The organism is Williamsia phyllosphaerae (genome assembly GCF_014635305.1).
GTDB classification, from domain to species: domain Bacteria; phylum Actinomycetota; class Actinomycetes; order Mycobacteriales; family Mycobacteriaceae; genus Williamsia_A; species Williamsia_A phyllosphaerae.
On record NZ_BMCS01000001.1, the window covers coordinates 1568401 to 1591867 of the forward strand.

23 protein-coding genes are annotated in these 23467 nt (G+C 67.6%); 10 read left to right on the forward strand and 13 right to left on the reverse strand.

The features are described 5' to 3' along the window. Nucleotides 1-63: 63 nt before the first annotated feature. Nucleotides 64-957 carry a LysR family transcriptional regulator gene (locus IEV93_RS07360; protein ID WP_188488323.1) on the forward strand — a complete coding sequence of 298 codons (894 nt, stop codon included), beginning with the start codon at nucleotides 64-66 and terminating at the stop codon, nucleotides 955-957. Nucleotides 958-973: 16 nt separating this feature from the next. Here IEV93_RS07360 and IEV93_RS07365 read toward each other — a convergent pair whose 3' ends face one another. The 7 genes from IEV93_RS07365 to IEV93_RS07395 form a co-directional block, all read right to left on the reverse strand. After that, nucleotides 974-1318, reverse strand: a complete 345-nt coding sequence (locus IEV93_RS07365; protein WP_229704948.1) for a hypothetical protein — start codon at nucleotides 1316-1318, stop codon at nucleotides 974-976. Between the two features lie 66 nt (nucleotides 1319-1384). After that, on the reverse strand, nucleotides 1385-2188 hold the full coding sequence (locus IEV93_RS07370; protein WP_188488327.1) for an SDR family oxidoreductase: 804 nt from the start codon (nucleotides 2186-2188) through the stop codon (nucleotides 1385-1387). Between the two features lie 78 nt (nucleotides 2189-2266). Beyond that, nucleotides 2267-3748 carry a flavin-containing monooxygenase gene (locus IEV93_RS07375; protein WP_188488329.1) on the reverse strand — a complete coding sequence of 494 codons (1482 nt, stop codon included), beginning with the start codon at nucleotides 3746-3748 and terminating at the stop codon, nucleotides 2267-2269. Nucleotides 3749-3924: 176 nt separating this feature from the next. Then, nucleotides 3925-5781: a 2-isopropylmalate synthase gene (gene leuA, locus IEV93_RS07380; protein WP_188488331.1), complete on the reverse strand. Its 1857-nt coding sequence runs from the start codon at nucleotides 5779-5781 to the stop codon at nucleotides 3925-3927. 173 nt (nucleotides 5782-5954) lie between these two features. After that, nucleotides 5955-7595, reverse strand: coding sequence for an FUSC family protein (locus IEV93_RS07385; RefSeq protein WP_229704949.1), 1641 nt, complete (start codon nucleotides 7593-7595; stop codon nucleotides 5955-5957). Continuing rightward, nucleotides 7574-8134 carry a nitroreductase family protein gene (locus tag IEV93_RS07390; RefSeq protein WP_188488335.1) on the reverse strand — a complete coding sequence of 187 codons (561 nt, stop codon included), beginning with the start codon at nucleotides 8132-8134 and terminating at the stop codon, nucleotides 7574-7576. Before IEV93_RS07390 ends, IEV93_RS07385 begins: the two co-directional genes overlap by 22 nt. 119 nt (nucleotides 8135-8253) lie before the next feature. Continuing rightward, nucleotides 8254-9765: an MFS transporter gene (locus IEV93_RS07395; RefSeq protein ID WP_188488337.1), complete on the reverse strand. Its 1512-nt coding sequence runs from the start codon at nucleotides 9763-9765 to the stop codon at nucleotides 8254-8256. A 117-nt stretch (nucleotides 9766-9882) separates the two neighbouring features. Here IEV93_RS07395 and IEV93_RS07400 point away from each other — a divergent pair, with 117 nt between their 5' ends. Beyond that, nucleotides 9883-10689: a TetR/AcrR family transcriptional regulator gene (locus IEV93_RS07400; RefSeq protein WP_229704950.1), complete on the forward strand. Its 807-nt coding sequence runs from the start codon at nucleotides 9883-9885 to the stop codon at nucleotides 10687-10689. Nucleotides 10690-10754: 65 nt separating this feature from the next. On the opposite strand, the gene IEV93_RS07405 is transcribed toward IEV93_RS07400, so the two are convergent. Further along, nucleotides 10755-12110 (reverse strand): glycosyltransferase family protein, encoded by a 1356-nt coding sequence (locus IEV93_RS07405; RefSeq protein ID WP_229704951.1) that lies wholly within the window; start codon nucleotides 12108-12110, stop codon nucleotides 10755-10757. A gap of 177 nt (nucleotides 12111-12287) precedes the next feature. Between IEV93_RS07405 and IEV93_RS07410 the strand changes: the two genes are divergently transcribed. The 3 genes from IEV93_RS07410 to IEV93_RS07420 are packed head-to-tail and all read left to right on the forward strand — an operon-like array spanning nucleotide 12288 to nucleotide 15286. Beyond that, complete coding sequence (locus IEV93_RS07410; RefSeq protein WP_188488339.1) at nucleotides 12288-13553, forward strand: aspartate kinase; 1266 nt, start codon at nucleotides 12288-12290, stop codon at nucleotides 13551-13553. A gap of 3 nt (nucleotides 13554-13556) precedes the next feature. Then, entirely contained in the window at nucleotides 13557-14582 is a 1026-nt protein-coding gene (locus IEV93_RS07415; protein WP_188488341.1) for an aspartate-semialdehyde dehydrogenase, read from the forward strand. Nucleotides 14583-14626: 44 nt separating this feature from the next. Beyond that, nucleotides 14627-15286, forward strand: coding sequence for a hypothetical protein (locus IEV93_RS07420; RefSeq protein WP_188488343.1), 660 nt, complete (start codon nucleotides 14627-14629; stop codon nucleotides 15284-15286). A gap of 1 nt (nucleotide 15287) precedes the next feature. On the opposite strand, the gene IEV93_RS07425 is transcribed toward IEV93_RS07420, so the two are convergent. Both IEV93_RS07425 and IEV93_RS07430 read right to left on the reverse strand, forming a co-directional pair. Next, nucleotides 15288-16589: an amidohydrolase family protein gene (locus tag IEV93_RS07425; protein WP_188488345.1), complete on the reverse strand. Its 1302-nt coding sequence runs from the start codon at nucleotides 16587-16589 to the stop codon at nucleotides 15288-15290. Between the two features lie 5 nt (nucleotides 16590-16594). Then, complete coding sequence (locus tag IEV93_RS07430) at nucleotides 16595-17563, reverse strand: isopenicillin N synthase family dioxygenase (protein ID WP_371873798.1); 969 nt, start codon at nucleotides 17561-17563, stop codon at nucleotides 16595-16597. Between the two features lie 272 nt (nucleotides 17564-17835). Between IEV93_RS07430 and IEV93_RS07435 the strand changes: the two genes are divergently transcribed. From IEV93_RS07435 to crcB, 5 genes are all read left to right on the forward strand, one after another. After that, the gene (locus IEV93_RS07435; RefSeq protein WP_188488350.1) at nucleotides 17836-18273 is read left to right on the forward strand and encodes a Fur family transcriptional regulator; all 438 of its coding nucleotides are present in this window, start codon (nucleotides 17836-17838) and stop codon (nucleotides 18271-18273) included. 24 nt (nucleotides 18274-18297) lie between these two features. Then, the gene (locus IEV93_RS07440; RefSeq protein WP_188488352.1) at nucleotides 18298-19758 is read left to right on the forward strand and encodes a catalase; all 1461 of its coding nucleotides are present in this window, start codon (nucleotides 18298-18300) and stop codon (nucleotides 19756-19758) included. Nucleotides 19759-19865: 107 nt separating this feature from the next. After that, entirely contained in the window at nucleotides 19866-20297 is a 432-nt protein-coding gene (locus IEV93_RS07445; RefSeq protein WP_188488354.1) for an organic hydroperoxide resistance protein, read from the forward strand. Nucleotides 20298-20410: 113 nt separating this feature from the next. Further along, nucleotides 20411-20857 carry a FluC/FEX family fluoride channel gene (locus tag IEV93_RS07450; protein ID WP_229704952.1) on the forward strand — a complete coding sequence of 149 codons (447 nt, stop codon included), beginning with the start codon at nucleotides 20411-20413 and terminating at the stop codon, nucleotides 20855-20857. After that, a complete protein-coding gene (gene crcB / locus IEV93_RS07455; RefSeq protein ID WP_188488356.1) occupies nucleotides 20854-21225 on the forward strand; it encodes a fluoride efflux transporter CrcB in 372 nt (123 codons plus the stop codon). The genes IEV93_RS07450 and crcB overlap by 4 nt, the downstream gene beginning before the upstream one ends. Before the next feature lie 14 nt (nucleotides 21226-21239). Here crcB and IEV93_RS07460 read toward each other — a convergent pair whose 3' ends face one another. The 3 genes from IEV93_RS07460 to IEV93_RS07470 are packed head-to-tail and all read right to left on the reverse strand — an operon-like array spanning nucleotide 21240 to nucleotide 23333. Next, nucleotides 21240-21995 (reverse strand): AIM24 family protein, encoded by a 756-nt coding sequence (locus tag IEV93_RS07460; RefSeq protein WP_188488358.1) that lies wholly within the window; start codon nucleotides 21993-21995, stop codon nucleotides 21240-21242. After that, complete coding sequence (locus IEV93_RS07465; protein WP_188488360.1) at nucleotides 21992-22702, reverse strand: AIM24 family protein; 711 nt, start codon at nucleotides 22700-22702, stop codon at nucleotides 21992-21994. Before IEV93_RS07465 ends, IEV93_RS07460 begins: the two co-directional genes overlap by 4 nt. A gap of 7 nt (nucleotides 22703-22709) precedes the next feature. Continuing rightward, on the reverse strand, nucleotides 22710-23333 hold the full coding sequence (locus IEV93_RS07470; protein WP_188488362.1) for an AIM24 family protein: 624 nt from the start codon (nucleotides 23331-23333) through the stop codon (nucleotides 22710-22712). Between the last annotated feature and the right edge of the window lie 134 nt (nucleotides 23334-23467).

Here is a 23467-nt window from a genome sequence, read left to right on the forward strand (position 1 = left end):
CGTGCGTGCCGAATCAGTTCAGCACAATCGAAATGAAATGGATCTACTGTTTAGAATCGCTTCATGGAAGTACGACGACTGCGCATACTCAGGGAGTTCGCCGATCGGGGCAGCGTGGGCGCGGTCGCCGGTGCCTTGCAGCTCACACCGTCGGCGGTCTCGCAGCAACTCAAGGTGCTGGCGCGGGAGTCCGGGATCGACCTGCTCGAGCAGGACGGGCGCGGCGTGCGGCTCACCGACGCGGGCCGTGCCCTGGTGTTGCGTGCGGACGAGGTCATCGCCGCCGTCGACCGCGCACAGGACGAGATGGCGTCGCGACGGGGCACCTCGGTCGGGACAGTCCGCGTCGCCATGTTCCCGTCGGCCACTGCCCTCGTGCTGCCGCGCCTGCTGACGGTGATGCTCGACAGCGGCATCGAGGTCGTCGCCACCGACATCGACCTGACGTACCCGGAGGCGCCCGATCTGCTCCCCGACCACGACCTGGTCCTCACCCACCGGGACGAACGCGCGCCTGCACTCGCGTCACCGCGTGTGACGGTCGAACCGCTGATGCGCGAACCCATCGACGTCGTGGTGCCCCCGGGACACCGGTTGGCCGGCCAGATTGCCGTCGCCGTCACCGACCTGGCCGACGAGGACTGGATCAGCGTCCGCGGTGGGTTCCCGGTCGACGACGTCCTGCTCTCGCTGGCCACGGTGACCGGGGTGCAACCGCGGATCACTCACCGCATCAACGACTTCACCGCCATCGAGGCGTTGGTCGCCGACGGTCACGGGATCGCGCTGCTCCCCAGGTTCGCCGTCCGCAACCCCGAGGTGGTGCGTCTGACCCTGTCCGGTGTGCGCGCTGCGCGGCAATACGACCTCGTCCACCGACCCGAGGCGCTGCGTCGGCCTGCGATCAGGGCGGTCGCCCAGGGGCTGCGTGACGTCGTCTCGACCTGGTCGGGGTGACGCTGTCACATCCAGCTCATCCGGCGATGAGGGCCACGATCATCTGCCCGCCCATCAGGGCCGGACCGATGGACAGCCAGAACGTGACCGCGGCGGTGGTCCGAATGGCGTCGCGGCCGAGAACGCAGGCAGTGGTGCTGGCCATCAGTGCCACCAGACCCAGCGCACCGGCCGCAGCGTAGGAGCCGCGATAGGAGTGGTCGGTCATCCCGCTCAGCTCGGAGTTCATGCCTGACAGGAACAGTCCCCAGGTGAAGATGGTGAAGATGACCGCGACGGCGGTGCACAGTGTGGCGACCTCCGAACTCTCGGCGCGTTGCAGGTCGGCCATTCGTGTGCGAAATCGGCTGATGTGGTTCATGGGTCCATCTCACGTCGACACCGACGAGAGCACATGAGTGCTTCTACTCGATTGGGCGCGGAGGCGTCATCGCACCTGTTCGGTCGGGCGGATCAGGACCTCGTTGACGGCTGCGTGGCGTGGTCGGGTGACGATGTAGACGATCGCGGCGGCGATGTCGTCCGGGTCGAGCGCGCCGAGCCCCTCGATCGTGCTCGCATCGGGTGCGTGTTCTTCTCCGCTGGTGGTCATCTCGGTCGTGACGATGCCCGGTTCCACGACACCGACCCGCACGTGCTCGGGTGCGAGTTCCTGGCGCAGGCCCTCGGAGAATGCGCCCACCGCGTGTTTGGTCGCCGCGTAGACGTTGCTCTGGAAGCTCGGAACCCGGCGTCCGGCAATGGAACTGACGTTGACGATGTCGCTGATGCCGCGAGGCCCTTTCGCCGCGGCGACGAGATGCGGCAGTGCGGCGTGGGTGGCCGCGAACACCCCGTTGACGTTGACGTCGACCATCGCTGTCCAGTCCGCCAGCTTCGCATCGACCGCAGGCCCCCACGTGCCGACGCCGGCGCAGTTGACGAGGATGTCGATGCCGCCGAACTCGGTGGCGACCGCATCGATGGCGGTGCTGACCGCGTCGGCGTCGGTGACGTCCACCCCGTAGGCCTTGGCGGCGCCGGTGTCGCGTCCCTCGATCGTCCGTGTGAGCTCGTCGAGACGGTCCTTGCGTCGAGCGAACAGCGCGACTGTCGCGCCCGCGCCGGCCAGCGCCTCGGCGGTGCTCGCGCCGATGCCGCTGGACGCGCCGGTGATGACGACCGTGACTCCGTCCAGGGTCCGCTCAGCTCCGCGGGGCGTCGTGGTCGCGTTGTCCGGTTCGGTGGGCATCGGGCTCCTCTGGTCGAGTCGGGTTACTTAACCAGGCTAGCCAGATTGCTCGATCGTGCGTCGGCGCGACCGCCCGGCTCAGGCGAACTCGTAGTCGGTGAGCGGGAACGTCGACGCGGCGTGGAAGCTGTTCGACGTCGAGGTGGGGCGCAGCAGGGCCGCCTCACCGTGCTGGTTGAAGTAGTAGCTACGCGACGACGAGCACTTGCCCTCGTAGAACACCGAGTCGCCGAGCTTCTCGGTGACGGCGTCGAGGAACTCGGCGTTCGCGCGGTCGGTCACCTCGAAGGTCGCGGCGTCGCGACGTTGCAGCTCGCCCAGCAGCCGGCGCATGTGCGCCATCTGCGATTCGATGGTGGTGAAATATGACAAACCGCTGTAGCTGTACGGGCTGTTGAGGCTGAGCAGGTTCGGGAACTTCGGGATCGCGATGCCCTCGTAGGCCTGGAAGCGGTTGTCGCGCCACCACTGTCCGAGATCGCGGCCTTCGCGTCCGACGATCTGCAGGGCGGGGAAGTTGACGTCCCACAGGTTGAATCCGGTGGCCAGAACCAGGGTGTCGATGGGTGTCCGGCGTCCGTCGGTCGTCACCACGGCGTCGGGCTCGAAGCGCTCGATCGACGTCGTCTCCAACCTGGTGTTACCGCGATTGAAGGTCCGGAAGTACTTGTTGGAGAACGTCGGACGCTTGCAGCCGAAGTCGTAGTGCGGTGTCAGAGCCTTCCGGGTGGCCTTGCTGCGCACCGACACCCGCAGGTGAGCCCTGGCCGCGAGCGCAGCGGCCCGGTTCATCATCTTGGCCTGACGGAAGTGCAGGACACCGACGACCATGATCCCCTCGAGGATGGTGTTGTTCACCGACCGCGCCATCCGCTGGGTGAGTGGTACCCGCGCGAAGAGCCGGCGAACGACGGGCGGGATCGCGAAGTCGACCTTCGGGACGACCCAGATCGGGGTTCTCTGGAAGACGGTGAGTTCATGAGCGCGCGAGGCGATCTCCGGGATCAGCTGTACCGCGGTGGCGCCGGTCCCGATGATCGCGGCCTTCTCGCCCACGAAGTCATGCGTCTGATCCCAGGCGGTGGTGTGGATGATCTTGCCCGCGAAGTCCTCGATGCCGGGGAAGTCGGGGGTGTAGGGCTGCGACAGGAATCCGGTGGCGGTGACGAGGAAGCGTGACGTGACGGTCTCGCCGCCGGCGATCGACACCGTCCAGAGCTGCTGGTGCTCATCCCATTCGGCTCGCTCCACCACGACCCCGAAACGCATCGAACGACGCAGGTCGTACTTCGCCGCGACGTGTTCGGCGTAGGACTTGAGCTCGGCACCGGGGGCGAACAGGCGGGTCCAGTTCGGATTGGGCTCGAACGAGTACGAGTAGGTCACCGACGCGATGTCCACGGCGAGACCGGGATAGCGGTTGACGTGCCAGGTCCCGCCGAGGTCGTCCTCGCGCTCGAGGATGGACAGGCGCGAGTATCCGAGTTGGGCCAGCGCTATGGCCGCACCCATGCCGCCGAAACCGGCGCCCACGATCACTGCGTCGAACTGTGGTGTCATCGTCGACCCCTCGAGTTAGTGTGACGCACCGTCACATGTAGCTGCGAGTGTCGTGCATGGGGCCGAGCGAGTCAAGGATGGCGGCGCATGCGACACCGCGCCGAACTGACAAACCCGCGTCGTGTACGACGCGGGTTTGTGAGTTCGCAGCGGGTTGACGCCTGAGGGATCCGCGCCTACGGAGCCCAGGTGCGCGGGGCCTGTCCTTCGTCGGCGGGGGTGGCGATGCCGTGGCGCTTACGGTGGGCGCGGTTGACCGCGGAGACCACCGCGCGCAGCGACGCCGTCGTGATGGAGGTGGCGATACCGACACCCCACACCGTCTCGCCGTCGATCTCGGCCTCGACGTAGCTGACCGCACTGGCGTCGACGCTGGCGGTGAGCGTGTGCTCGCTGTAGTCGAGCAGGCGGATGTCGTAGCCGACCGTGCTCAGCGCATCGGAGAACGCGGCGAGGGGGCCGTTGCCCGCACCCGAGATCTCCTTCTCCACGCCGTCGACCTTGACCACCGCGGTCATCCGGTCCTCGCCGCCGTCGGTCTCGGACGCGTCGACACGCTGGCGGATCCGCTCGAGCGGCCGGATCGGGCTGAGGTACTCGTCGGCGAAGACGTCCCACATCTCCTTCGGCGACACCTCGCCACCCTCGCCGTCGGTGATCTTCTGGATCTCGCGGCTGAACTCGATCTGCAGACGACGCGGCATCGACAGCCCGTGATCGGCCTTCATGATGTACGCGACGCCGCCCTTGCCGGACTGGCTGTTGACGCGGATCACGGCCTCGTAGTTGCGACCGACGTCCTTGGGGTCGACCGGCAGATACGGGACCTGCCAGTACATGTCGTCGATGTCGGAACCGGCCGCGTCGGCGTCGACCTTCATCGCATCGAGGCCCTTGTTGATCGCGTCCTGGTGGCTGCCGGAGAAGGCGGTGTAGACCAGATCGCCACCGTAGGGGTGACGCTCGGGGACGCCCAGCTGGTTGCAGTACTCGACGGTGCGACGGATCTCGTCGATGTCGGAGAAGCTGATCTGCGGGTCGACGCCACGGGTGAACAGGTTGAGCCCCAGCGTCACCAGACACACGTTGCCGGTGCGCTCACCGTTGCCGAACAGGCAACCCTCGATGCGATCGGCGCCGGCCTGGTAGCCGAGTTCGGCTGCGGCGACGGCGGTTCCGCGATCGTTGTGCGGGTGCAGGCTCAGGATCACCGAATCGCGCCGGGCGAGGTTGCGGTGCATCCACTCGATCGAGTCCGCGTAGACGTTGGGCGTCGCCATCTCGACCGTGGCGGGCAGGTTGAGGATGATCGGGTTGTCCGGTGTGGGCGCGATGATCTCGGTGACGGCGTCACAGATCGCCTTGGCGTAGCTCAGTTCGGTACCGGTGTACGACTCCGGTGAGTACTGGTAGCGCCACTGGGTCTCGGGGTAGTCCTTCTCGACCGTCTTGCACTTGTGCGCGGCGTCGGTGGCGATCTTGGTGATCGAGTCCTGGTCGGCGCGGAACACGACCCGCCGCTGTAGCACCGAGGTGGAGTTGTAGAAGTGCACGATCACGCGGTTCGCGCCACGGCACGCGTCGAACGTCCGCTCGATCAGCTCGTCGCGGCACTGCGTCAGCACCTGGATGGTGACGTCGTCGGGGATGGCGTTGTCCTCGATGATCTCGCGGACGAAGTCGTAATCGGTCTGGCTGGCCGAGGGGAAGCCGACCTCGATCTCCTTGTAGCCCATCCGCACGAGCAGGTCGAACATGCGGCGCTTGCGCGCGGGGCTCATCGGATCGATCAGGGCCTGGTTGCCGTCACGCAGGTCCACCGCGCACCACTGGGGTGCGCGATCGATGACCTTGTCGGGCCAGGTGCGGTCGGGGACCGAGATGGTCTCGACCTCGTCGGCGAACGAGCGGTACCGATGTGACGGCATCGCGGAATTCCGCTGGGTGTTCCAGGAGGGCTGTTCGGAGGGGATGGGTCCGGTCGGCTCGACGATGCGGCTGACTCCGGAGGTGAAACTGTCTGCTGCTGGCATTTCGGGTCATTTCTCCATGATGTGGACGAAAGACCGGCGCATGATCGACCCCCGCGACGGGAAGCCGGTCTGATCAGATCCCGCCGCGGCACCCGAGAAGGAGCTCGTGCCGCATGGCGGCGACATTACTCTGGCTCGCCTCGTCGGCAAAATGCCTCCCCACGACGTCGCGGTCACGACACCCGGTCGCTCAGAGCGCGCAGCTCCGACAGCGCGGACCGATCCACCGTGGTCCCCGGAGCGGCCTTCCAGCACTCGGCGAGTGTCTCGTAGCCGAGGTGGCGGAGTCGGACGTGCGCGGGCCAGTCGTCACGCGCCCACGCCGGGTCGTCGATGGCGCTCTCGGTCGCCGCCATCTCCGCCTCCATCAGCGCCCACTGCACATCGCGTCGACGCACCCGGCCCTCGTCGGTGTCGGGCGGACGCGTCTCGAGCAGATCGAGCAACGTGACGACGTCGTCGACGGCCTCGTCACGGGTCCACCTGGTGGTGCGACGGTGTGCCCTGGCGTCGACGATCCACAGGGCCGCGACGCCCAGCACGACACCCAACGCGGTCTCGATGAGTCGGTCGCGCGCCGGTTCCCAGATCGCGGGACCGGTCGCCGACATGAGCAGCGCCAGTGGCGTGATGGCGGTCGCCGCCAGTCCGTAGTTGCTGACGACGGTGATCTCGATGGTGAAGCTGAGGACGGCGAGAATCCCGATGAGCGCGATCGTGGTGGGTTGCGCCGCGTGCAGGAGGGCGAACAGCACGAGACCGACCGCCGTGCCGGCCAGTCGGTGCGCACCCCGAAGGGCACCGCGGATCCGATCCGGGCCCAGCTGCAGGACCAGCACCACGGCGACGATCGCCCAGTCCGGACGCGTCAGTCCCAACGCGACGGACAGACCGCCTGCGGCGGCGGCCGCCACCATCACCCGCATCGCCGCGATCGCGGCGTGACTACGTGGGTGGGCCGAGGCGCGCAGACGTTGTCGGACCGTCGGTCGGGGCAGAGGGGTCGGGAAGGTGCCGGCGGTCGCATCGGTCATCGGGGTGCTACCGCGGTGCAGGCGCTCGTGGGATGCCCAGAGTTGTTGGGCCAAAGCACTGTCGGTCTCGGCGGCGTCGTGCAGGACGCTCCACGCGTGGAGGAGGTGTCCGGACGCTCCGTGTCGCAGCGGTGAGCTGCGCGGGGCGTCGGCGTCGATGTAGTCGTCGATGGCCGCGATCGCAGCGTCGACCGACGCCAGCTGTGGCCGTGAGCGACCCAGCAGCGCAGGCGACATCCCGGCGACCAACGACCCGGCCGCACCGGCCGCGGTGCATCCGATCAGCACGAGTGGGGCGACGCCGTGGCGCGCGACGGTGGCCGCGATCCCACCGGTCAGCACGACGAAGAGCGGACCGGGCGGACCGAGCCGCAGCGCGTTGCCTGCGTAGACCGCGAGGCCGGCGATGACGACCGACACCGCGACGATCCCGAGTTCGGCCGTCGTCGAACTGTCGGTCCCGACCACGTGGCCGAGGGTCGACATGATCGCCACCGACGCGATCATCACCGCCGACGCGATGACGATGACCCGCCACCGGATCCGGTAAGGACGGTTCTCGCCGTAGAGGACCCCGAACGAACCGAGCGCCGCGAAGAGCGCCTCGTGCCCCAGCCCGGCGAACCACAAGATGACCGCGGGTACCGCCAGCGCCGCCATCGACCGGGTTGCGGCCGGCCACCTCGATCCGATGCCACGGACCGTGAAAAACAGCTCCCGGACCGACGGCCGGGGTGGCGGGACCTGGGCGGCGTGGGTCACCGGAACGGGTGGCCCCACCGCGACGCGTAGGCGACCTGCTCGAGGGGGAGTCGGGTGCGTTCGCGGGCGTCCTTCTCGGCGATCTTCTCGTCCACCGTCGACGGGTCGGCCAGGGTGCCGATCGCCAGCAGCACGAGCGGTCGTTCGCCCGCAGGGATCTGGAGTCGCTCGATCGCGGCGGCCGACTCGAAGCCGGCCATCGGATGCGCGACGTACCCGAGCGCGACGGCCTGGATGATCATCTGCGCGGTCGCGATACCGAGGTCCACCGCACCGTAGGTGTGGGCGTTCTCGTCCTCGGGCTCGTTACGGGTGCAGACCAGGATCAGCGCCGCCGCGGCGGGCGCCCACGGCTGGTTCCCGCGGCTGAGGATGCCGGTCAGTGTGGTGAACGTCTCGTCGCCGCGCACCCCGACCACGAAGCGAACCGGCTGCGTGGCACCCCAGGTCGGAGCCCACCGGCCTGCGTCGAGGACGGCGGTCAGGTCATCGTCGGAGATGGTCGCCGAGGAGTCGAGTCCTCGTGCACTCCAGCGTTTTTCGAAGAGTTCATGCATCGAAGGGCCCTTTCGTGGACGACGATCCGCGCACGGGTGCACGCGCCGGGTGGAGTCAACCAGTCTGACGGAGGGGTTGTTCCCGACGCGGGTGCTCTCGCGGCCGACGCCTGTGCGATCTACGGTCGACGACGCAGAAGGACCGCGACGACCGCGGCCATCACGACCAGCAGTCCGGCGCCGGTTGCCACGGCGACGTGCAGACCGTCGACGAAGGCGGTGCGTGCCGCATCGATCAGATCGGTCCGCTGTGCGGCGCCGAGCGACTGCGCCTGGTGCAACGTCTCGCCGATGGTGTCGGAGAAGTCGCGACCGTCGGAGTTGTTGCGGAACACCACCGTCGCCAGCGAACCCATGATCGCCAGACCCAGCGACGTACCGAGTTCGAAGCTCGTCTCCGATATGCCCGATGCCGCTCCCGCGCGCTCCGGCGGCGCGGACGCGACCGCGACCTCCGAGACGAGGCTGAAGATGATCCCGTAACCGACCCCGGCAACCGTGGTGGCCACGAGGTAGATCCAGATCGGGGTCCCCGTGCCCAAGGCCAACAGGCCCAGGTTTCCCGCCGCGGAGATGAGCAGCGCGGACACGAACGCCCCGCGGGTACCCAGCAGGTTGCTCACCCGGGATGCACCCAGGGAGAAGGTGGCCACGGCGACCGCGGCCGGGATGCCGGCCAATGCCGCGGCGAGGACATCGCGGCCCAGCACCGACTGCAGATAGATGCCGGTCAGGTAGGAGACCGCCCCGAGGGTCATCATGCATGTCAGCGCCGACATGATCGCCGCCGAGAACGCCGGGAACCTGAACAGGTTCAGCTGCAACAGAGGATGTTTCGACATCTGCTGCTGGCGGATGAAAGCAATCATCGCGACGACGCCGATGACGCCGCTCGTGATCCCCACGCCGTCGACACCGTCGGAGGCGATGTGCTTGATCGCGTAGACCAGAGGCAGGATGCCCAGCAGCGACAACACGACGCCCACGATGTCGAACGGTGCTGTGGTGCCGGAGCGGTACTCGGGGATGACACGCGGTGCGACGAGGAGCAGCAGCGCGATGACCGGCACGTTGAGCAGGAACACCGAACCCCACCAGAAGTGGTGCAGCATGACGCCGCCCAACACCGGACCGATCGCCGACCCACCGGCGAAACATGCCGTCCACACCCCGATGGCTAGCGACCGATCACGCTTGTTGACGAACATGTTCGTGATCAGCGAGAGGCTGGCGGGCATCAGGGTCGCCCCGCCGATACCCATCAGCGCACGCGCACCGATCAGCACCTCGGCCGTCGGCGCGAAGGCCGCGATGACCGACGCGACGCCGAACACCATCGAGCCGAGCAGCAAGACCTTGCGTCGCCCGAAACGATCCCCGATGTTGCCCATCGTGATGAGCAGTCCGGCGATCAGGAAGCCGTAGATGTCGAGGATCCAGAGCTGTTCCGCTGCCGTCGGGTTCAGCGCGACGGTGATGGTCGGTGTCGCCAGGTACAGGACCGAGAAGTCCATGGCGACCAGCAACACCGGGAGCGACAGGATGGCCAGACCGAACCAGGCGCGCGGGGCGGTACGCGGCTCGCTCGCCCGCGGCGCAGCGCCTCCTGCGGTCTGATGGATGGTGCTCATCTGCTTCGTCCTCCTTCGGTCACTCGGCGCGGTCTCGGCGCAATGCGTACGGTGTACGCGATCGGTTGATCTGGCAAACCTACCCACCTGGGTACGGTGTACGCAAACAGTTTCGTGGTGGCATGGCCCACCATCTGGCAGGGCGGAGGTGTCGCGGTGGTCGAAGCCGAGCCCGCGCCCCGTCTGACCAGGGCCGCGATCGTCGACGTGGCGATCGAACTCGCCGACGCCGAGGGATTCGCCGCGGTGTCCATGCGCAAGCTCGCCGACCGTCTCGGTGTGGGGGCGATGTCGTTGTACCGGCACGTCGCCGACAAGGACGCCCTGTTGATGGCCATGACCGAGGAGGTCGGCCGCCGGTTCCCCTACCCGCACGAGATGACCGCTGTCGACGCCGGGCCGGACGGTTCCGAGGTCCGGGGAGCGGTCGACGACTCCGACGTCGTCGGTCATCGGACCTGGCGTGAGTGCGTGCAGGTCGCGGTCGAGATCGACTGGGCGCTCTATCAGCGTCATCCCTGGGTGGTGCTGGCGTACTCGTCGCCGCGTCACAGCATGGGTGCGTCGAGTCTCGGATGCCTGGACTGGATGATGGCCGGCTTCGGTCAACTCGGCGTCGACCGCGTCACCGCCGCGGAGATGACACTGACCCTGTGGAGCTACATCCAGGGTGTCGCGCTGGCCGACGTGAGCGAGCAGTTGTTGCGGACCACCACCGAGCACGCGTCGACCCGCAGCGGTCTCGACGACGTACTCGACGGCGAGGAGATCGACCCGCCACCGCCGCGGGTCGCCGAACTACGGGGGATCGGACGGGAACGGGGTCTGACCGATTCACGTCGCCGCCTCGACCACGGGGTCGACCTGCTGTGTGTGGGTTTCGAGGCGGCCGCGGCGGAGCTCGTCCACAAACCACGCCGCTGACGCCCGTCGCGTGAAATACGCAGGCACGATGACCGAACGGTGTGGTTTGTGGACGGAATCCGACGTCAGATGGCGTGCGGATAGACCGTCAGCATGTGCGCGCCGAACCAGGAACTGAGGGCGACGACGGCGGTCAGCACCCACAGCTGCGTGAACGGTCGACTGCGGGCCAGGGCGATGGCGGCGGGGATCAGCATCACGAACGCGGGCAACAACAATCGCGGACGGCTCATCATCAGGCCGCTGGAGCCGGCGATCGAGATGACCACCAACGTGCCGTAGAGCACCACCGGCCACGGCAGTCGTTCCCAGATGCAGACCGCGACAAGGGCGATGGTGGCGATCATGATCCAGGCCGTCGCCACGACGGCCACCTCACTCGAATTGGCCAGGGAGTAGTTGATGAACTGCCAACTCGTCTCGCCCCAATCGATCTCGGTGCCCCAGCCCTGCGTCTGGATGGTGAACCATCCGGTGGGACTGCCGGTCTGGTTCCACACCACCCCGAGGTAGCCGAGGTAGCCGAGCGGACTGAGGACGACCGCCGCCCACGTCTTCGCGCCGTCACGATGCGCCAGCAGCGCGGCCAGCATCACCACGCCGATCAGCACGACCGCGGTCGGACGGGTCAGGCCGGCGAACATCGTCACCACCCCGGCGAGCACCCACCGCTTCTCCAGGACCCCGACCAGTGCCCACACCGCGAGCGCACAGAACAAGGTCTCGGTGTAGGCCATCGACAGCACGACGCCCATCGGTGCGGCCGCGAACAGCACCACGAGGATCAGCCCGACGCGGCGGGGATCGGCGTTGGCCGTCGACGATCCCACCGCCGACCTCGTCGGTGACGTCGTGGAGTTGAGCCACATCGAGATCCGCGACGAGAAGCGCAGATTGTCGGTGAACCAACCGGTGGTCGCGTTGCGTCCGCTGAGCCCGGTCCGTTCGGCCATCAGTCGGCAACACAGCGCACCGAGTCGGGCCGCGCCGATCGCGCCGATGCACCCGACGACGACGTTCACCGTCATGGCGGCGCCGAACGTGCTGAAGCCGGGGATCTTCGCGACCGCGCCGACCAGCATCGGGTAGCCGGGGAAGAAGGCGTACGGGGTGTTTGCGTCGCGGTACCCGTGCGCGTCGGCCTGCGTGAACGGCACGCCGCCGTAGCCGTACTGGGCGATGTCGAGCATCCACTTGCCGTCCCAGGACGACAGCGCCTCGCGCAGCGACCCGCCGCGCAGATCGGTGAAACGCGCGAGGACGAGCACGCCGATGAGGCGGACCGCCAGGAACAACGCCACCGGCGTCAGCCAGGAGTGATTGCGCGCGATCGGACCCGCGTGCGCCGACACCGCGGGCACGGTCGGGACATTCGGGTTCGACCCGTCACCGAGGACGGTGTCGGAGGAGCTGCTCGGCACGTCAGCGATCGTAAGCCAGCCGCGCGATCTTGCACCGACCGTGCTCGAAACCCCGGGCCGGTAAGGTGTGGCGAGTCATCGGGTGCCCGATTCACCTGACCTGGTCGTTTGTGTGGTCCACATCACGCGGCCGTGACGAACGATCTGGCACGACGACACAGACGGAGGTAGACCGGCGTGGCACTGGTGGTGCAGAAGTACGGCGGGTCATCGGTGGCGTCGGCGGAGCGGATCCGACGCGTCGCCGAGCGGATCGTCGCCACCAAGCGCGCAGGCAACGACGTGGTCGTCGTGTGCTCGGCGATGGGTGACACGACCGACGAACTCCTCGACCTCGCGCAGCAGGTGTGCCCCTCGCCGCCCGCGCGTGAGATGGACATGCTCCTGACGGCGGGTGAGCGGATCTCGAACGCACTCGTCGCGATGGCCATCAGCTCGATGGGCGCGCACGCGCAGTCGTTCACCGGCTCGCAGGCCGGCGTCATCACCACCAGCAGTCACGGCAAGGCGAAGATCATCGACGTCAACCCGGGACGTGTCCGCAGCGCCCTCGACGAGGGCAAGATCGTCCTGGTCGCGGGCTTCCAGGGCGTCTCGCAGGAGAGCAAGGACGTCACCACCCTCGGACGCGGTGGTTCCGACACCACCGCCGTCGCGCTGGCCGCGGCCCTCGAGGCCGACGTCTGCGAGATCTACACCGACGTCGACGGCATCTACTCCGCCGATCCGCGGATCGTCCCCGACGCCCGCCACCTCAAGACCGTCTCGTTCGAGGAGATGCTCGAACTCGCCGCCTGTGGCGCGAAGGTGCTGATGCTGCGGTGCGTGGAATACGCCCGCCGATACAACGTTCCCGTACACGTTCGCTCGTCGTACACGACCAAACCCGGAACCATCGTGTCCGGCTCGATGGAGGACATCCCCGTGGAAGAAGCAATCCTCACCGGCGTCGCACACGACCGGAGCGAAGCCAAGATCACCGTCGTCGGTCTCGACGACAAGCCGGGCTACGCCGCGCAGGTGTTCCGTGCCGTGGCCGACGCCGAGATCAACATCGACATGGTCCTGCAGGGCGTGTCCAAGGTGGACACCGGCAAGACCGACATCACCTTCACCCTCCCGCGTGAGCTCGGACCCGTCGCGGTCGAGAAGCTGATGAAGCTCAAGACCGCCATCGGTTTCTCCGAGGTCCTCTACGACGACCACATCGGCAAGGTGTCGTTGGTCGGCGCGGGCATGAAGAGCCATCCCGGCGTCACGGCGACCTTCTGCGAGGCGTTGAGCGAGGCCGGGATCAACATCGAGCTGATCTCCACCTCGGAGATCCGGATCTCGGTGCTGTGTCGCGACACCGAACTGGACGACGCCGTGCGTGCGCTGCACTCGGCGTTCGAACTCGGCGGCGACGAGGTCGCCACCGTTCACGGCGGAACGGGGCGGTAACCCATGGGACTGCGAATCGGAGTGGTCGGCGCCACCGGCCAGGTGGGTGCCGTCATGCGTGCACTGCTTGTCGAGCGCGGATTCCCCGCCGACGAGGTGCGGTTCTTCGCCTCGTCGCGCTCGGCGGGCAAGAAGTTGCCCTTCGGCGACACCGAGATCGTCGTCGAGGACACCGCCACCGCGGATCCCGCCGGTCTCGACATCGCCCTGTTCTCCGCGGGCGCCACGATGTCGCGCGAGCAGGCTCCGCGCTTCGCCGCCGCCGGCGTCACCGTCATCGACAACTCGTCGGCCTGGCGCAAGGACGCCGATGTCCCGCTGATCGTGTCCGAGGTCAACGGTCACCTCGCCCACAACCCGCCCAAGGGCATCATCGCCAACCCGAACTGCACGACCATGGCCGCGATGCCGGTGCTCAAGCCGTTGCACGCCGAGGCGGGCCTGCGGCGCCTGATCATCTCGTCGTACCAGGCGGTCTCCGGCAGCGGGCTGGCCGGCGTCGAGGAGCTCGCCGGGCAGCTGCGCGCCGGTATCGACGACGTCGAGAAGCTCGTCCACGACGGGTCCGCGATCGACGGACCCGCGCCCGTCAAGTACGTCGCGCCGATCGCCCACAACGTGATCCCGTTGGCGGGGGCCATCGTCGACGACGGCTCGTTCGAGACCGACGAGGACCAGAAGCTGCGTAACGAGTCGCGCAAGATCCTCGACATCCCCGAGCTGCTCGTCAGCGGGACCTGCGTTCGTGTGCCGGTGTTCACCGGCCACTCACTGTCGATCAACGCCGAGTTCGACCGGCCGCTGTCGGTGGAGCGGGCCCAGGAGATCCTCGCGACGGCCGCGGGTGTCCGCGTCGTCGACGTCCCCACCCCACGCGACGCCGCGGGTGTCGACGAATCGCTCGTCGGGCGCATCCGTGTCGACGAGGGCGCTCCGGCCGGGCACGGGCTGGCGCTGTTCGTGGCGGGCGACAACCTGCGCAAAGGTGCGGCGCTCAACACCATCCAGATCGCCGAACTCCTGCTCTGAGCTGGGCCGCTGGCGGTACCGCGCGATGGTGAGACACTGGTCACGTGAGCACCCCGCAGCGCCCCGATGGCGACGACCGCGTCCCGTCCCTCGCCGAACTCGACGCGATGGACCTGGCGGAGATCGAAGCCGGCCGGACCTCGGCCGACAAGGACCTCAAACCGTCCGATGACGCCGGACCCGTCCCACGCGCGCTGCATCACGCGCGCGTGCTGTGGATCGGTGGCGCCATCGCCGGCTTGGCGTCGTTCGCCTACGGTTTCCTGAACCTGGGCACGGTCTCCGATGCCCTGCGTCAGCGGCTCGAGGAGGGCGTCGCGGTCGACCCCCAGAACTCCGCGGCACCGAACCAGATCGGTTCGCTCGCCTCGACCATCCCGCCGGTGCTACTCGTCCTGATCGTGGTCCTGCTGGCCATCCAGTACCCGCTGCTGATGGCCATCTCGCGGCACAACAGCCGCAACTGCCGCAGCTTCTTCGTCACCGCCGTGCTGGTGATGGTGGCGTCCATCCCGATCGGGATGGACCTGCTCTTCGACTACTCGGAGGTCTCCGTCGTCATCCGGGTCCTCGGGTGGGTGCAGTTCGCCCTGTTGCTGCTGTCGGCGCTGTTCACCCTGCGTCGCAGCGTGAACGTGTGGCTGCCGGCGACGATGAAGTTCATGCCGGGACAGACACTCCGACCGGGCAAGCGCTACCGCTGACTCACAGCGTCCGCAGCGCCGCGATCAGCTCGGCCTCGTCGACCCGCGTGCTGTGTCCGTCGGCGATGACGACCTCGCCGCCGACGAGGACGGTGTCGACGATGGCGGGACTTCCGGTCGTGAGGATGGACGCGCCGGGGTCGGTGACCGGCAGGGTCGCGTAGTCGCGGTCGAAGCGGATCAGAGTGAGATCGGCGGGAGCGCCGACCGTCACCCCACCCGCCACCTCGGGTAGCCCGAGGGTGGTGTTCACCCCGCCGCAGGCGATGTCGAGCATCTCGGCGAATCCCAGCAGGTCCGCGCGGCGGTGCGTCGCGCGCTGCAGATACGACCCGATCCGGAACGTCTCCATCATGTTCTGCGTGTCGTTGCTGGCGGCGCCGTCGACGCCGAGCCCGACGCGCAGTCCCTCGGCGAGCATGGCGGGGACAGGCGCGACGCCGCTGCCGAGCCGCATGTTGGACAACGGGTTGTGCGAGATGCCCACCCCGTGGTCCCGCAGGACCGCGCGGTCACGGTCGGACACCTCGACGCAGTGCACCGCGAGCAGGCGGTCCCACAGGAAGTCGCCGCCTGCGAGGTAGTCGACCGCGCCGACCCCGGCGTGCTCGCGACACATGGTGTCGTCGGTGACCGTCTCCAGCAGATGGATCGACACCGCCATGGAACGGTCGGTAGCGAACGCGCGCAGCGCCGACATCCCGTCGCCGGTGAGCGAGCGGGGATTCGGTACCGCCGCGGCCATCGTGATCGTCGAACCGGTCACCGCCGAACGCATCTCGTCGATGTGCTCCAACACCTCGGGCAGTGGCTGCATCAGCGTCGGTTCGAACCCCCACCGTCGGGTCGCGTCGGGCCGGTCGGCCACACCGCGGCCGAGGACCGCCCGGACACCGGTGTCGCGGAGCCCGCGGATGACCGCGTCGTGCACCTCGGTCGACGGGTGCGGCCACATGTGTTCGACGAGCGTGGTGGTGCCCGACCGCAGTGCTTCCAGCGAGGCCGCAACCGTTGCGAGGTAGGCCCGTTCGGGCGTGATCGCCACCGACCGTTCACCCACGGCGAGCAGCCATTCGAGCAGCGGCGTGCATTCGGCGACGCCGCGCATGAGCGACTGCTGCAGGTGGGTGTGGGTGTTGACGAAGCCGGGGATCACGTGGGCGCCCGGTGCTGTGACGGATGCGGCCGTCCGCGTCCCGGCCGGCTCGACGGCGACGACGGTCCCGGCGTCGATGACGATGTCGGAGTGGGGTTTCCACACCCCGCCGGTGAAGACGGTGGCGTCGGGGACGATGCGTGTCATCCCGCTCACCCTGCGAAGTTGGCGGCGATCCGCTGCCGCAGATACTCGGCCGCGGTGATGGGCTCGTGGAGTCCGGCCGGTCCCTCGATGACGACATCGGCGTTGGCCTGGGCGAAGAAGGCGATGGTGTGTCGTGGCCCGCGGTACTCGTCGCGGCGCGGCGGGCGCACGCGGTGGAAGTTCGACGGCAGCAGGTCGTCGGACCACCGCATCAGCATGTCCCCGATGTTGCAGGTGATCGCGTCGTCGGACGGTTCTACGGGCGTCCACGCCTGCGTCTGCGCCTCCGCACCGGGCAGCACCTGGAGCCCGCCCTGTCCGGTCCGTTGGAACAGCAGGGTGAGCGCGTCGAAGTCGGTGTGCGCGCCGGCGCGCCAGATGTCGGGCCGGTCGAGGAGGTCATCGGGGAAGGCGTAGTAGTGCAGCAAGCGCAGCGTGCTCTGGTAGCCCGGATCAGACGGGTCGTGGGCGCGGGTGAAGAAGTCCCTCGCGAAGCCGAGGCGGTCGGCGAAGCAGCTGAGCAGGTCCATCGCGATCTGTCGACACCGCGCCTCGAACGACTCGATCGTCGCCCGGAAGCCCTCGAGTTCGGCGTCAGTGGGCCACAGATCCGCCATCCGGGGAAGGGTGACCTGGTACGACTCCTTCTGGTCCGGCGTTCGCACCGACGGTCGGACCTGCGACCGGTACTCCCAGCCGGCGTTGGTGCCCGGCCGCAACGGATAGTTGGCCTTGACGTTCTCGGGCAGCGCGAAAAATCGCTCCGACATCGCGAACACGTGGTCCAGGGTTGCGGCGTCGATCCCGTGGTCGACGACCTGGAAGAACCCGATATCGGTTGCTGCTGACCACAACTGGTCGGTGATCTCGGATCGTCGATGCTCGAGATCGCGCAGGCTGATGCGGCGGATCTCGCGAGTGTCGGTCTCGGTCCCGAGCCCTCCCATCCGTGATTCCCGATTCAGTTCGGTCATCTCGTGGGCAGGTGCGGGGTGCGAGGGGTGCGCGTGTGACATGACGGATGTCTCTCCAGGGGTGTGAGGTCGGATGCGCTTTTCGACGCGACACCGTGTGACGGTGTCGCGGACGCGAACGGTGGGACCCGGCCCACCGCTACACGCGGCCTCTACCCGGAACAGTAGGACAGCGACCGGCAGGTCGCGACTCGAACCGAACGTCGACCACCGAAGATGCGAATGAGTCCAATAACTGGAACTATTCCAGTTATGCGGTTACGCTGAAACTCATGACCGCGGCGTTGGCACCCCACGAGCAACTCCGCGCCGCGGGTCTCCGTGTCACCGCAGCCCGGTTGGCGACACTGGAGATCCTCGGCGACCACCCGCACTCAACCGCCGATTTTGTCGCGTCGGGCGTGCGAGAACGGCTCGGGGGCGTATCCATCCAGACCGTCTACGACGTGCTGCGCGTCTGCGCCGCTCACGGTCTGCTCCGCAGGATCGAGCCGGCGGGATCGCCGGTGCGGTACGAGACGCGGACCGGCGACAACCACCACCATCTGATCTGCCGGGAGTGCGCGCGGATCGTGGACGTCGACTGCGCGCACGGCACCGCGCCCTGCCAGCAGCCCGATGACGACCACGGCTTCGTCGTCGACGAGGCAGAACTGACCTTCTGGGGCGTGTGCAACATCTGCCGCACAACCCGACCGAACGACGAGTAGTCGAACACCACAGAGGAGAAGCCCATGGCTCCCAACACCACGTCCAACACCGGAATACCCGTGGCCAGTGACGACCAGTCGCTGACCGCGGGTCCGCAGGGACCGATCCTGCTCCACGACCACTACCTCATCGAGAAGATGGCGCAGTTCAACCGCGAGCGGGTCCCCGAGCGGGTCGTCCACGCCAAGGGCGGCGGCGCGTTCGGCGAACTCGAGATCACCCACGACATCTCGCGCTACACCAAGGCCAAGGTGCTGCAGCAGGGGGCGAAGACCGAGGCGCTCGCACGTTTCTCGACGGTCGCGGGCGAGCAGGGCAGCCCCGACACCTGGCGGGACCCGCGCGGCTTCGCGCTGAAGTTCTACACCGAGGACGGCAACTGGGATCTCGTCGGTAACAACACCCCGATCTTCTTCGTCAAGGACCCGATGAAGTTCCAGGACTTCATCCGTTCGCAGAAGCGGCTGCCGGGATCGGCGCTGCGCGACCACAACATGCAGTGGGACTTCTGGACGCTGAGTCCGGAGAGTGCACACCAGGTGACCTGGTTGATGGGTGACCGCGGCATCCCGAAGACGTGGCGCAACATGGACGGCTTCGGCTCGCACACCTACCAGACGGTCAACGAGGCGGGAGAACGCTTCTGGGTGAAGTTCCACTTCAAGACCGATCAGGGCATCGACTTCCTGACCCAGGACGAGGCGGACACCCTGGCGGGCAGCAGCCCGGACCACCACCGCCAGGACCTGTACGAGACCATCGATTCCGGTGACTTCCCCAGCTGGACGTTCAAGATCCAGGTCATGCCGGTCGACGAGGCGGAGGGCTACAAGGTCAACCCGTTCGACCTCACCAAGGTCTGGTCGCAGAAGGACTACCCGCTGATCGATGTCGGCACACTCACCCTGAACCGCAACCCGCAGAACTTCTTCAACGACATCGAGCAGTCGTCGTTCGAGCCGTCCAATCTCGTTCCCGGGATCGGCTACTCGCCGGACAAGATGCTGCTCGGTCGGGTGTTCAGCTACGCCGACGCGCACCGCTACCGCATCGGCACCAACTACTCGCAGCTGCCGGTGAACTACGCGAAGAACGCGACGATCAACTCCTACTCCAAGGAGGGGTCGATGTCGTACCGGTCCAACAGCCCGGAGACGCCGGTGTACGCGCCGAACTCATACGGCGGACCGCACGCATCCGAGCAAGCCGCGGGCGACGAGGGCATGTGGGCCTTCGACGGCCAGGCGGTGCGGGCCGGCTACATCGAGCACCCCGAGGACGACGACTTCACGCAGGCCGGAACGCTGGTCCGTGAGGTCCTCGACGACGACGCCCGAGATCGTCTGGTGGACAACATCGTCGGCCACGTCCTCGACGGTGTGAAGGAGCCCGTGCTCTCACGGGTGTTCGAGTACTGGACCAACGTCGACCCCGATCTGGGCAAGAAGGTCGAAGCGGGCGTTCGGGACGGTCAGCAGAGCTGACAGATGTACGACCCGCGGTCGGAACACAACCCGACCGCGAGTCGTTGTCCCTGTCGAGTCGCGCGCCCGTCGCGTGGCAATCGTTCGACCGTCGAAAGGAAGGCACCATGAGCATCGACACCGTCTACACCATCACGTCCAAGGCCACCGGAGGAGGACGTGACGGTCAGGTCTACTCCGACACCGGTCAGATCGATCTCGATCTGCGTCCGCCGAAGGAGATGGGCGGCAGCGGTGAGGGCAGCAACCCCGAGGAGCTCTTCTCGGCCGGTTACGCAGCCTGCTTCCTCGGTGCACTCCGCGCGACCGCGGAGAAGTCGGGCGTGACGCCTCCCGAGGGCACCGAGGTCAAGGTGACCATCGGCATCGGCAAGGACTCCGCCGACGGCGGCTTCGGTCTGACCGCCGCGATCGACGTCATCCTGCCGGGTCTCGACCAGGAGACCGCGGACAAGGTCGCCGAGACCGCCCACGGCTTCTGCCCGTACTCGAAGGCGACGAAGGGCAACATCGACCAGAAGGTCACCGCGCACGTCTGATCGGTGACGCACGAATGACGAGAGTGTGCGCTCTCGGCGCCTTCCACATGTGGGAGACCATCGCCGGGGGCGCACACTTCTCGCGTCTGCGGGGTCAGCGGTAGCGTGAGCCGGTGACCGACCCCGACCGCCCGGCGCCCGGGCCGCTCCACCGCCAATGGCGCTCGATGGCGTTCGTGTTCGTCGGCGGCATCGTCGGCACACTCATCCGCTACGGCGTCGAGCGCGGACTTCCGGCCGGGCCGGGTGACTGGCCGTGGGCCACGTTCGCCGTCAACTGTGTCGGGACCCTGATTCTGGGTGCGCTGATCGCCGGGCTCACGGCCATCGGCGCCGACACCGGGTGGCGCCTACGAACCCGACTGCTGCTCGGGGTCGGTTTCTGCGGATCGCTCACCACCTACAGCGCGTTCGCCCTGGAGTCCGATCGCCTGCTCGCGGGCGGTGACGTGGGTGTCGGTCTCGGTTATGTCGTCGGAACCGTTGTCGCTGGACTGGTCTGCGCAACAGTCGGATTCGTCGTGGGTCGCGGCCTCGGCGATCAGGTGGGCGCCCGGTGATCGTGGTCCTGGTCGCGGTGGCGGGAGCGCTGGGCGCGGTCCTGCGACTCGTCGTCGACGGCGAGTGCAAACACCGCTTCGGCTGGTCGACGCCGTGGCAGACCACCATCATCAACGTGACCGGGTCGTTCGTGCTCGGTGTGCTGGCGGGCCTCGTCACCGGCGCAGGTGTCGGCGCCGACTGGCAGGTGGTGCTGGGCACCGGCTTCTGCGGCGGCTACACGACCTTCAGCACCGCGAGCGTCGAGACCATCGGTCTGCTGCGCGCTCGCCGGCCGATGGCGGCAGCGGTCTACGCCGGTGTCTCGCTGGTCATCTCGCTCGCCGCCTGCGCGGCCGGTCTCGGACTCGTCTACGCCCTCGCCTGACCCCGACGGGCGGACTACTGCTGGTTCTGGGCGATCTGTGCCTGCGCGCGGGCGAGGATGCGCTGCACCCCGGCCTGCGACAACCCGGGGATCTGGGTCTCGATGGCGCGCACGACGTCGTTGTCGTTGAGGACCTTCTCACTCGACTGGATGAGAACCGTTCCCGCGCCGGTGAAGTCGAACTGCTGCTCCTCGCCGCTGCCCGCACCCATCATCGCCGCCCCGGCGGCCATGAACCCGGAGATCCAGCTCTGGTCGTAGTGGTGACTCGGCGACGGGCAATCGGCCCAGCCCACCAACGATTCCGGATCCACACGCACCGGCGGCTCGGCGAACATCACCGGGCCGTTCGACGAGGCCAGGAACTTGCCGGTGCCGATCAGTGTGAGGTAGCCCGGGACGATCGACTGGTTCAGCTGCAGACCGGGTTCGAAGGCGAGGAGATTCGCCGACCGGACGGTCAGGTTGCCGTCCTCGAGGTCGAACGAATTGATGTCGTAACCGCGGTCGCCGATGATCAGCGTCCCCTGGCCCTCGGCGACGACGTAGTCGGCCATGTACATCGGTGCGCTGATCGTCCCGGCCAACGCCGAGAGCGCGCTCGACTGCAGGCTCTGCATCAGGGTGCGGAACTGCATCTGGCCGTAGTACGCGATCATGGCCCCCCGCGACATGATCCACGGCTTGTCCAGGGTGATGTAGTAGGCGTAGCTGTTGCCCGGGATGTTGTCGGTACCGGGCAGCGAGCCCGGGTTCAGGATGTCGCTCACAGCTTCTCCTCCGATGCCTGCACATAGACGATGCCATCGCCGAGACAGTGCAGCTGCATGGCCTCGCCCGCGCCGCGTCCGACGGCGTCGCGCCAACTCATGGCCGACTTCAGTTGCGTCTGAACATTTCCCAGTGTGCCCACGAACGCCTGCGGATCGACGACCACCGGATCGGGGCCACCGACGCGGAGTTCCATCACCTCGCCGTGGGCGAGCAGGACGACCGCGCCCTGCCCCTGCAGCTGCGTGGTGAACAGGCCGTTGCCGGTCAGGGCGCCGGTGGCTGCGCCACGCAACCCGCGCATCAACCCGCCGCCACCGCCGGATGACTGCGCCTGGATCGACACGATCGAGGCCTGCAGTCCGGCGGTGTGCGCGAGCATCCGGGATGCGTCGACGGTGACCGATCCGCCCTGCGGCATGTCGATGACGTGCACGGCCAGCCCGGCGAACCCGTAGTGCACGTCGCCCATGCCCTGGGCGAGCATCGTCTTCTCCTGCTCGCCCCGCAGCATCCGCCCGGCCATGCCGGCCAACGCACCCATTCCCGCTGCGCCCCCGCCCATCTGGGCAGCGCCGGGGATCATGTGTGGGGAGAAGTGGACGTCACCGGTGTAGAAGAGCATCGCGCCCTTACGGGCGACGACACCGCCCGCCCGGTAGACGTTGACCTTGACGACCTTGCTGTTGATCTGCTCGAAGACCATGGCACACTCACCGTTCCGCCGGTTGGATGGACACGACCCCGGAGCCCTGCCAGTGCAGCGAGAACGCCTCGCCGCCACCTGCGCCGACCATGTCGCGCCAGCTGACGTCGGTGACGAACGACTGCTGTAGTTGGCCTTTGGCCGAGACGAACGCGTCCGGGTCGACCACCAGAGGCAGGTTGGGGTTCACCTCGAGGTGGATGAGTGGCCCGCCGGCCGAGAGCAGCGCCACCTGTCCGATGCCGGTGACCGTGGTGGTGAACAAACCCTGTCCGCTGCTCATCCCGCCGAGGCCGGCGAAGGTGACGTTGGTCTGCAGGTTGCCCGCCATGGCGAGAAGCTGCTGCGACTCGACCTGGATGGTCTCGTTGTTCAACTGCAGCACACTGACGTACTGCCCGTTGACGGCCAGGTGCACCACGCCGGATCCGCTGCACTCCATCAGGGACAGACTCTCGCCGGTGGCGCGCTGCTTGAGGCCGGCCAATACGCCGGAACCACCGCCGAAGCCGGCCGACTTGAACGCGACCGTGCCCTGATAGGCCACCATCGATCCGGAGATCGCACGGATCGAGCTGTTGCCGAGTCGCGCCTCGACTATTCGTTTCGAATGCTCGACCAGCTCGCCCATCGGTGCTCCTGCTGTTCGTCGTGGCCATTGATGTTCGATACGTCGTATTTCGAGGTCATCGTAGAAGCCCGGCCCGCGGTTGTGGAGATCAACCGCGCATTTCGCGGCGACTACGGCGCGGGCCACTTGACCGA

Excerpts from the sequence above, each read along its gene's own strand:
- IEV93_RS07360 (WP_188488323.1), top strand. The coding sequence starts at position 64 with ATGGAAGTACGACGACTGCGCATACTCAGGGAGTTCGCCGATCGGGGC.
- IEV93_RS07365 (WP_229704948.1), bottom strand. The coding sequence starts at position 1,318 with ATGAACCACATCAGCCGATTTCGCACACGAATGGCCGACCTGCAACGC.
- IEV93_RS07370 (WP_188488327.1), bottom strand. The coding sequence starts at position 2,188 with ATGCCCACCGAACCGGACAACGCGACCACGACGCCCCGCGGAGCTGAG.
- IEV93_RS07375 (WP_188488329.1), bottom strand. The coding sequence starts at position 3,748 with ATGACACCACAGTTCGACGCAGTGATCGTGGGCGCCGGTTTCGGCGGC.
- leuA (WP_188488331.1), bottom strand. The coding sequence starts at position 5,781 with ATGCCAGCAGCAGACAGTTTCACCTCCGGAGTCAGCCGCATCGTCGAG.
- IEV93_RS07390 (WP_188488335.1), bottom strand. The coding sequence starts at position 8,134 with ATGCATGAACTCTTCGAAAAACGCTGGAGTGCACGAGGACTCGACTCC.
- IEV93_RS07395 (WP_188488337.1), bottom strand. The coding sequence starts at position 9,765 with ATGAGCACCATCCATCAGACCGCAGGAGGCGCTGCGCCGCGGGCGAGC.
- IEV93_RS07415 (WP_188488341.1), top strand. The coding sequence starts at position 13,557 with ATGGGACTGCGAATCGGAGTGGTCGGCGCCACCGGCCAGGTGGGTGCC.
- IEV93_RS07425 (WP_188488345.1), bottom strand. The coding sequence starts at position 16,589 with ATGACACGCATCGTCCCCGACGCCACCGTCTTCACCGGCGGGGTGTGG.
- IEV93_RS07430 (WP_371873798.1), bottom strand. The coding sequence starts at position 17,563 with ATGACCGAACTGAATCGGGAATCACGGATGGGAGGGCTCGGGACCGAG.
- IEV93_RS07435 (WP_188488350.1), top strand. The coding sequence starts at position 17,836 with ATGACCGCGGCGTTGGCACCCCACGAGCAACTCCGCGCCGCGGGTCTC.
- IEV93_RS07440 (WP_188488352.1), top strand. The coding sequence starts at position 18,298 with ATGGCTCCCAACACCACGTCCAACACCGGAATACCCGTGGCCAGTGAC.
- IEV93_RS07445 (WP_188488354.1), top strand. The coding sequence starts at position 19,866 with ATGAGCATCGACACCGTCTACACCATCACGTCCAAGGCCACCGGAGGA.
- IEV93_RS07465 (WP_188488360.1), bottom strand. The coding sequence starts at position 22,702 with ATGGTCTTCGAGCAGATCAACAGCAAGGTCGTCAAGGTCAACGTCTAC.
- IEV93_RS07470 (WP_188488362.1), bottom strand. The coding sequence starts at position 23,333 with ATGGGCGAGCTGGTCGAGCATTCGAAACGAATAGTCGAGGCGCGACTC.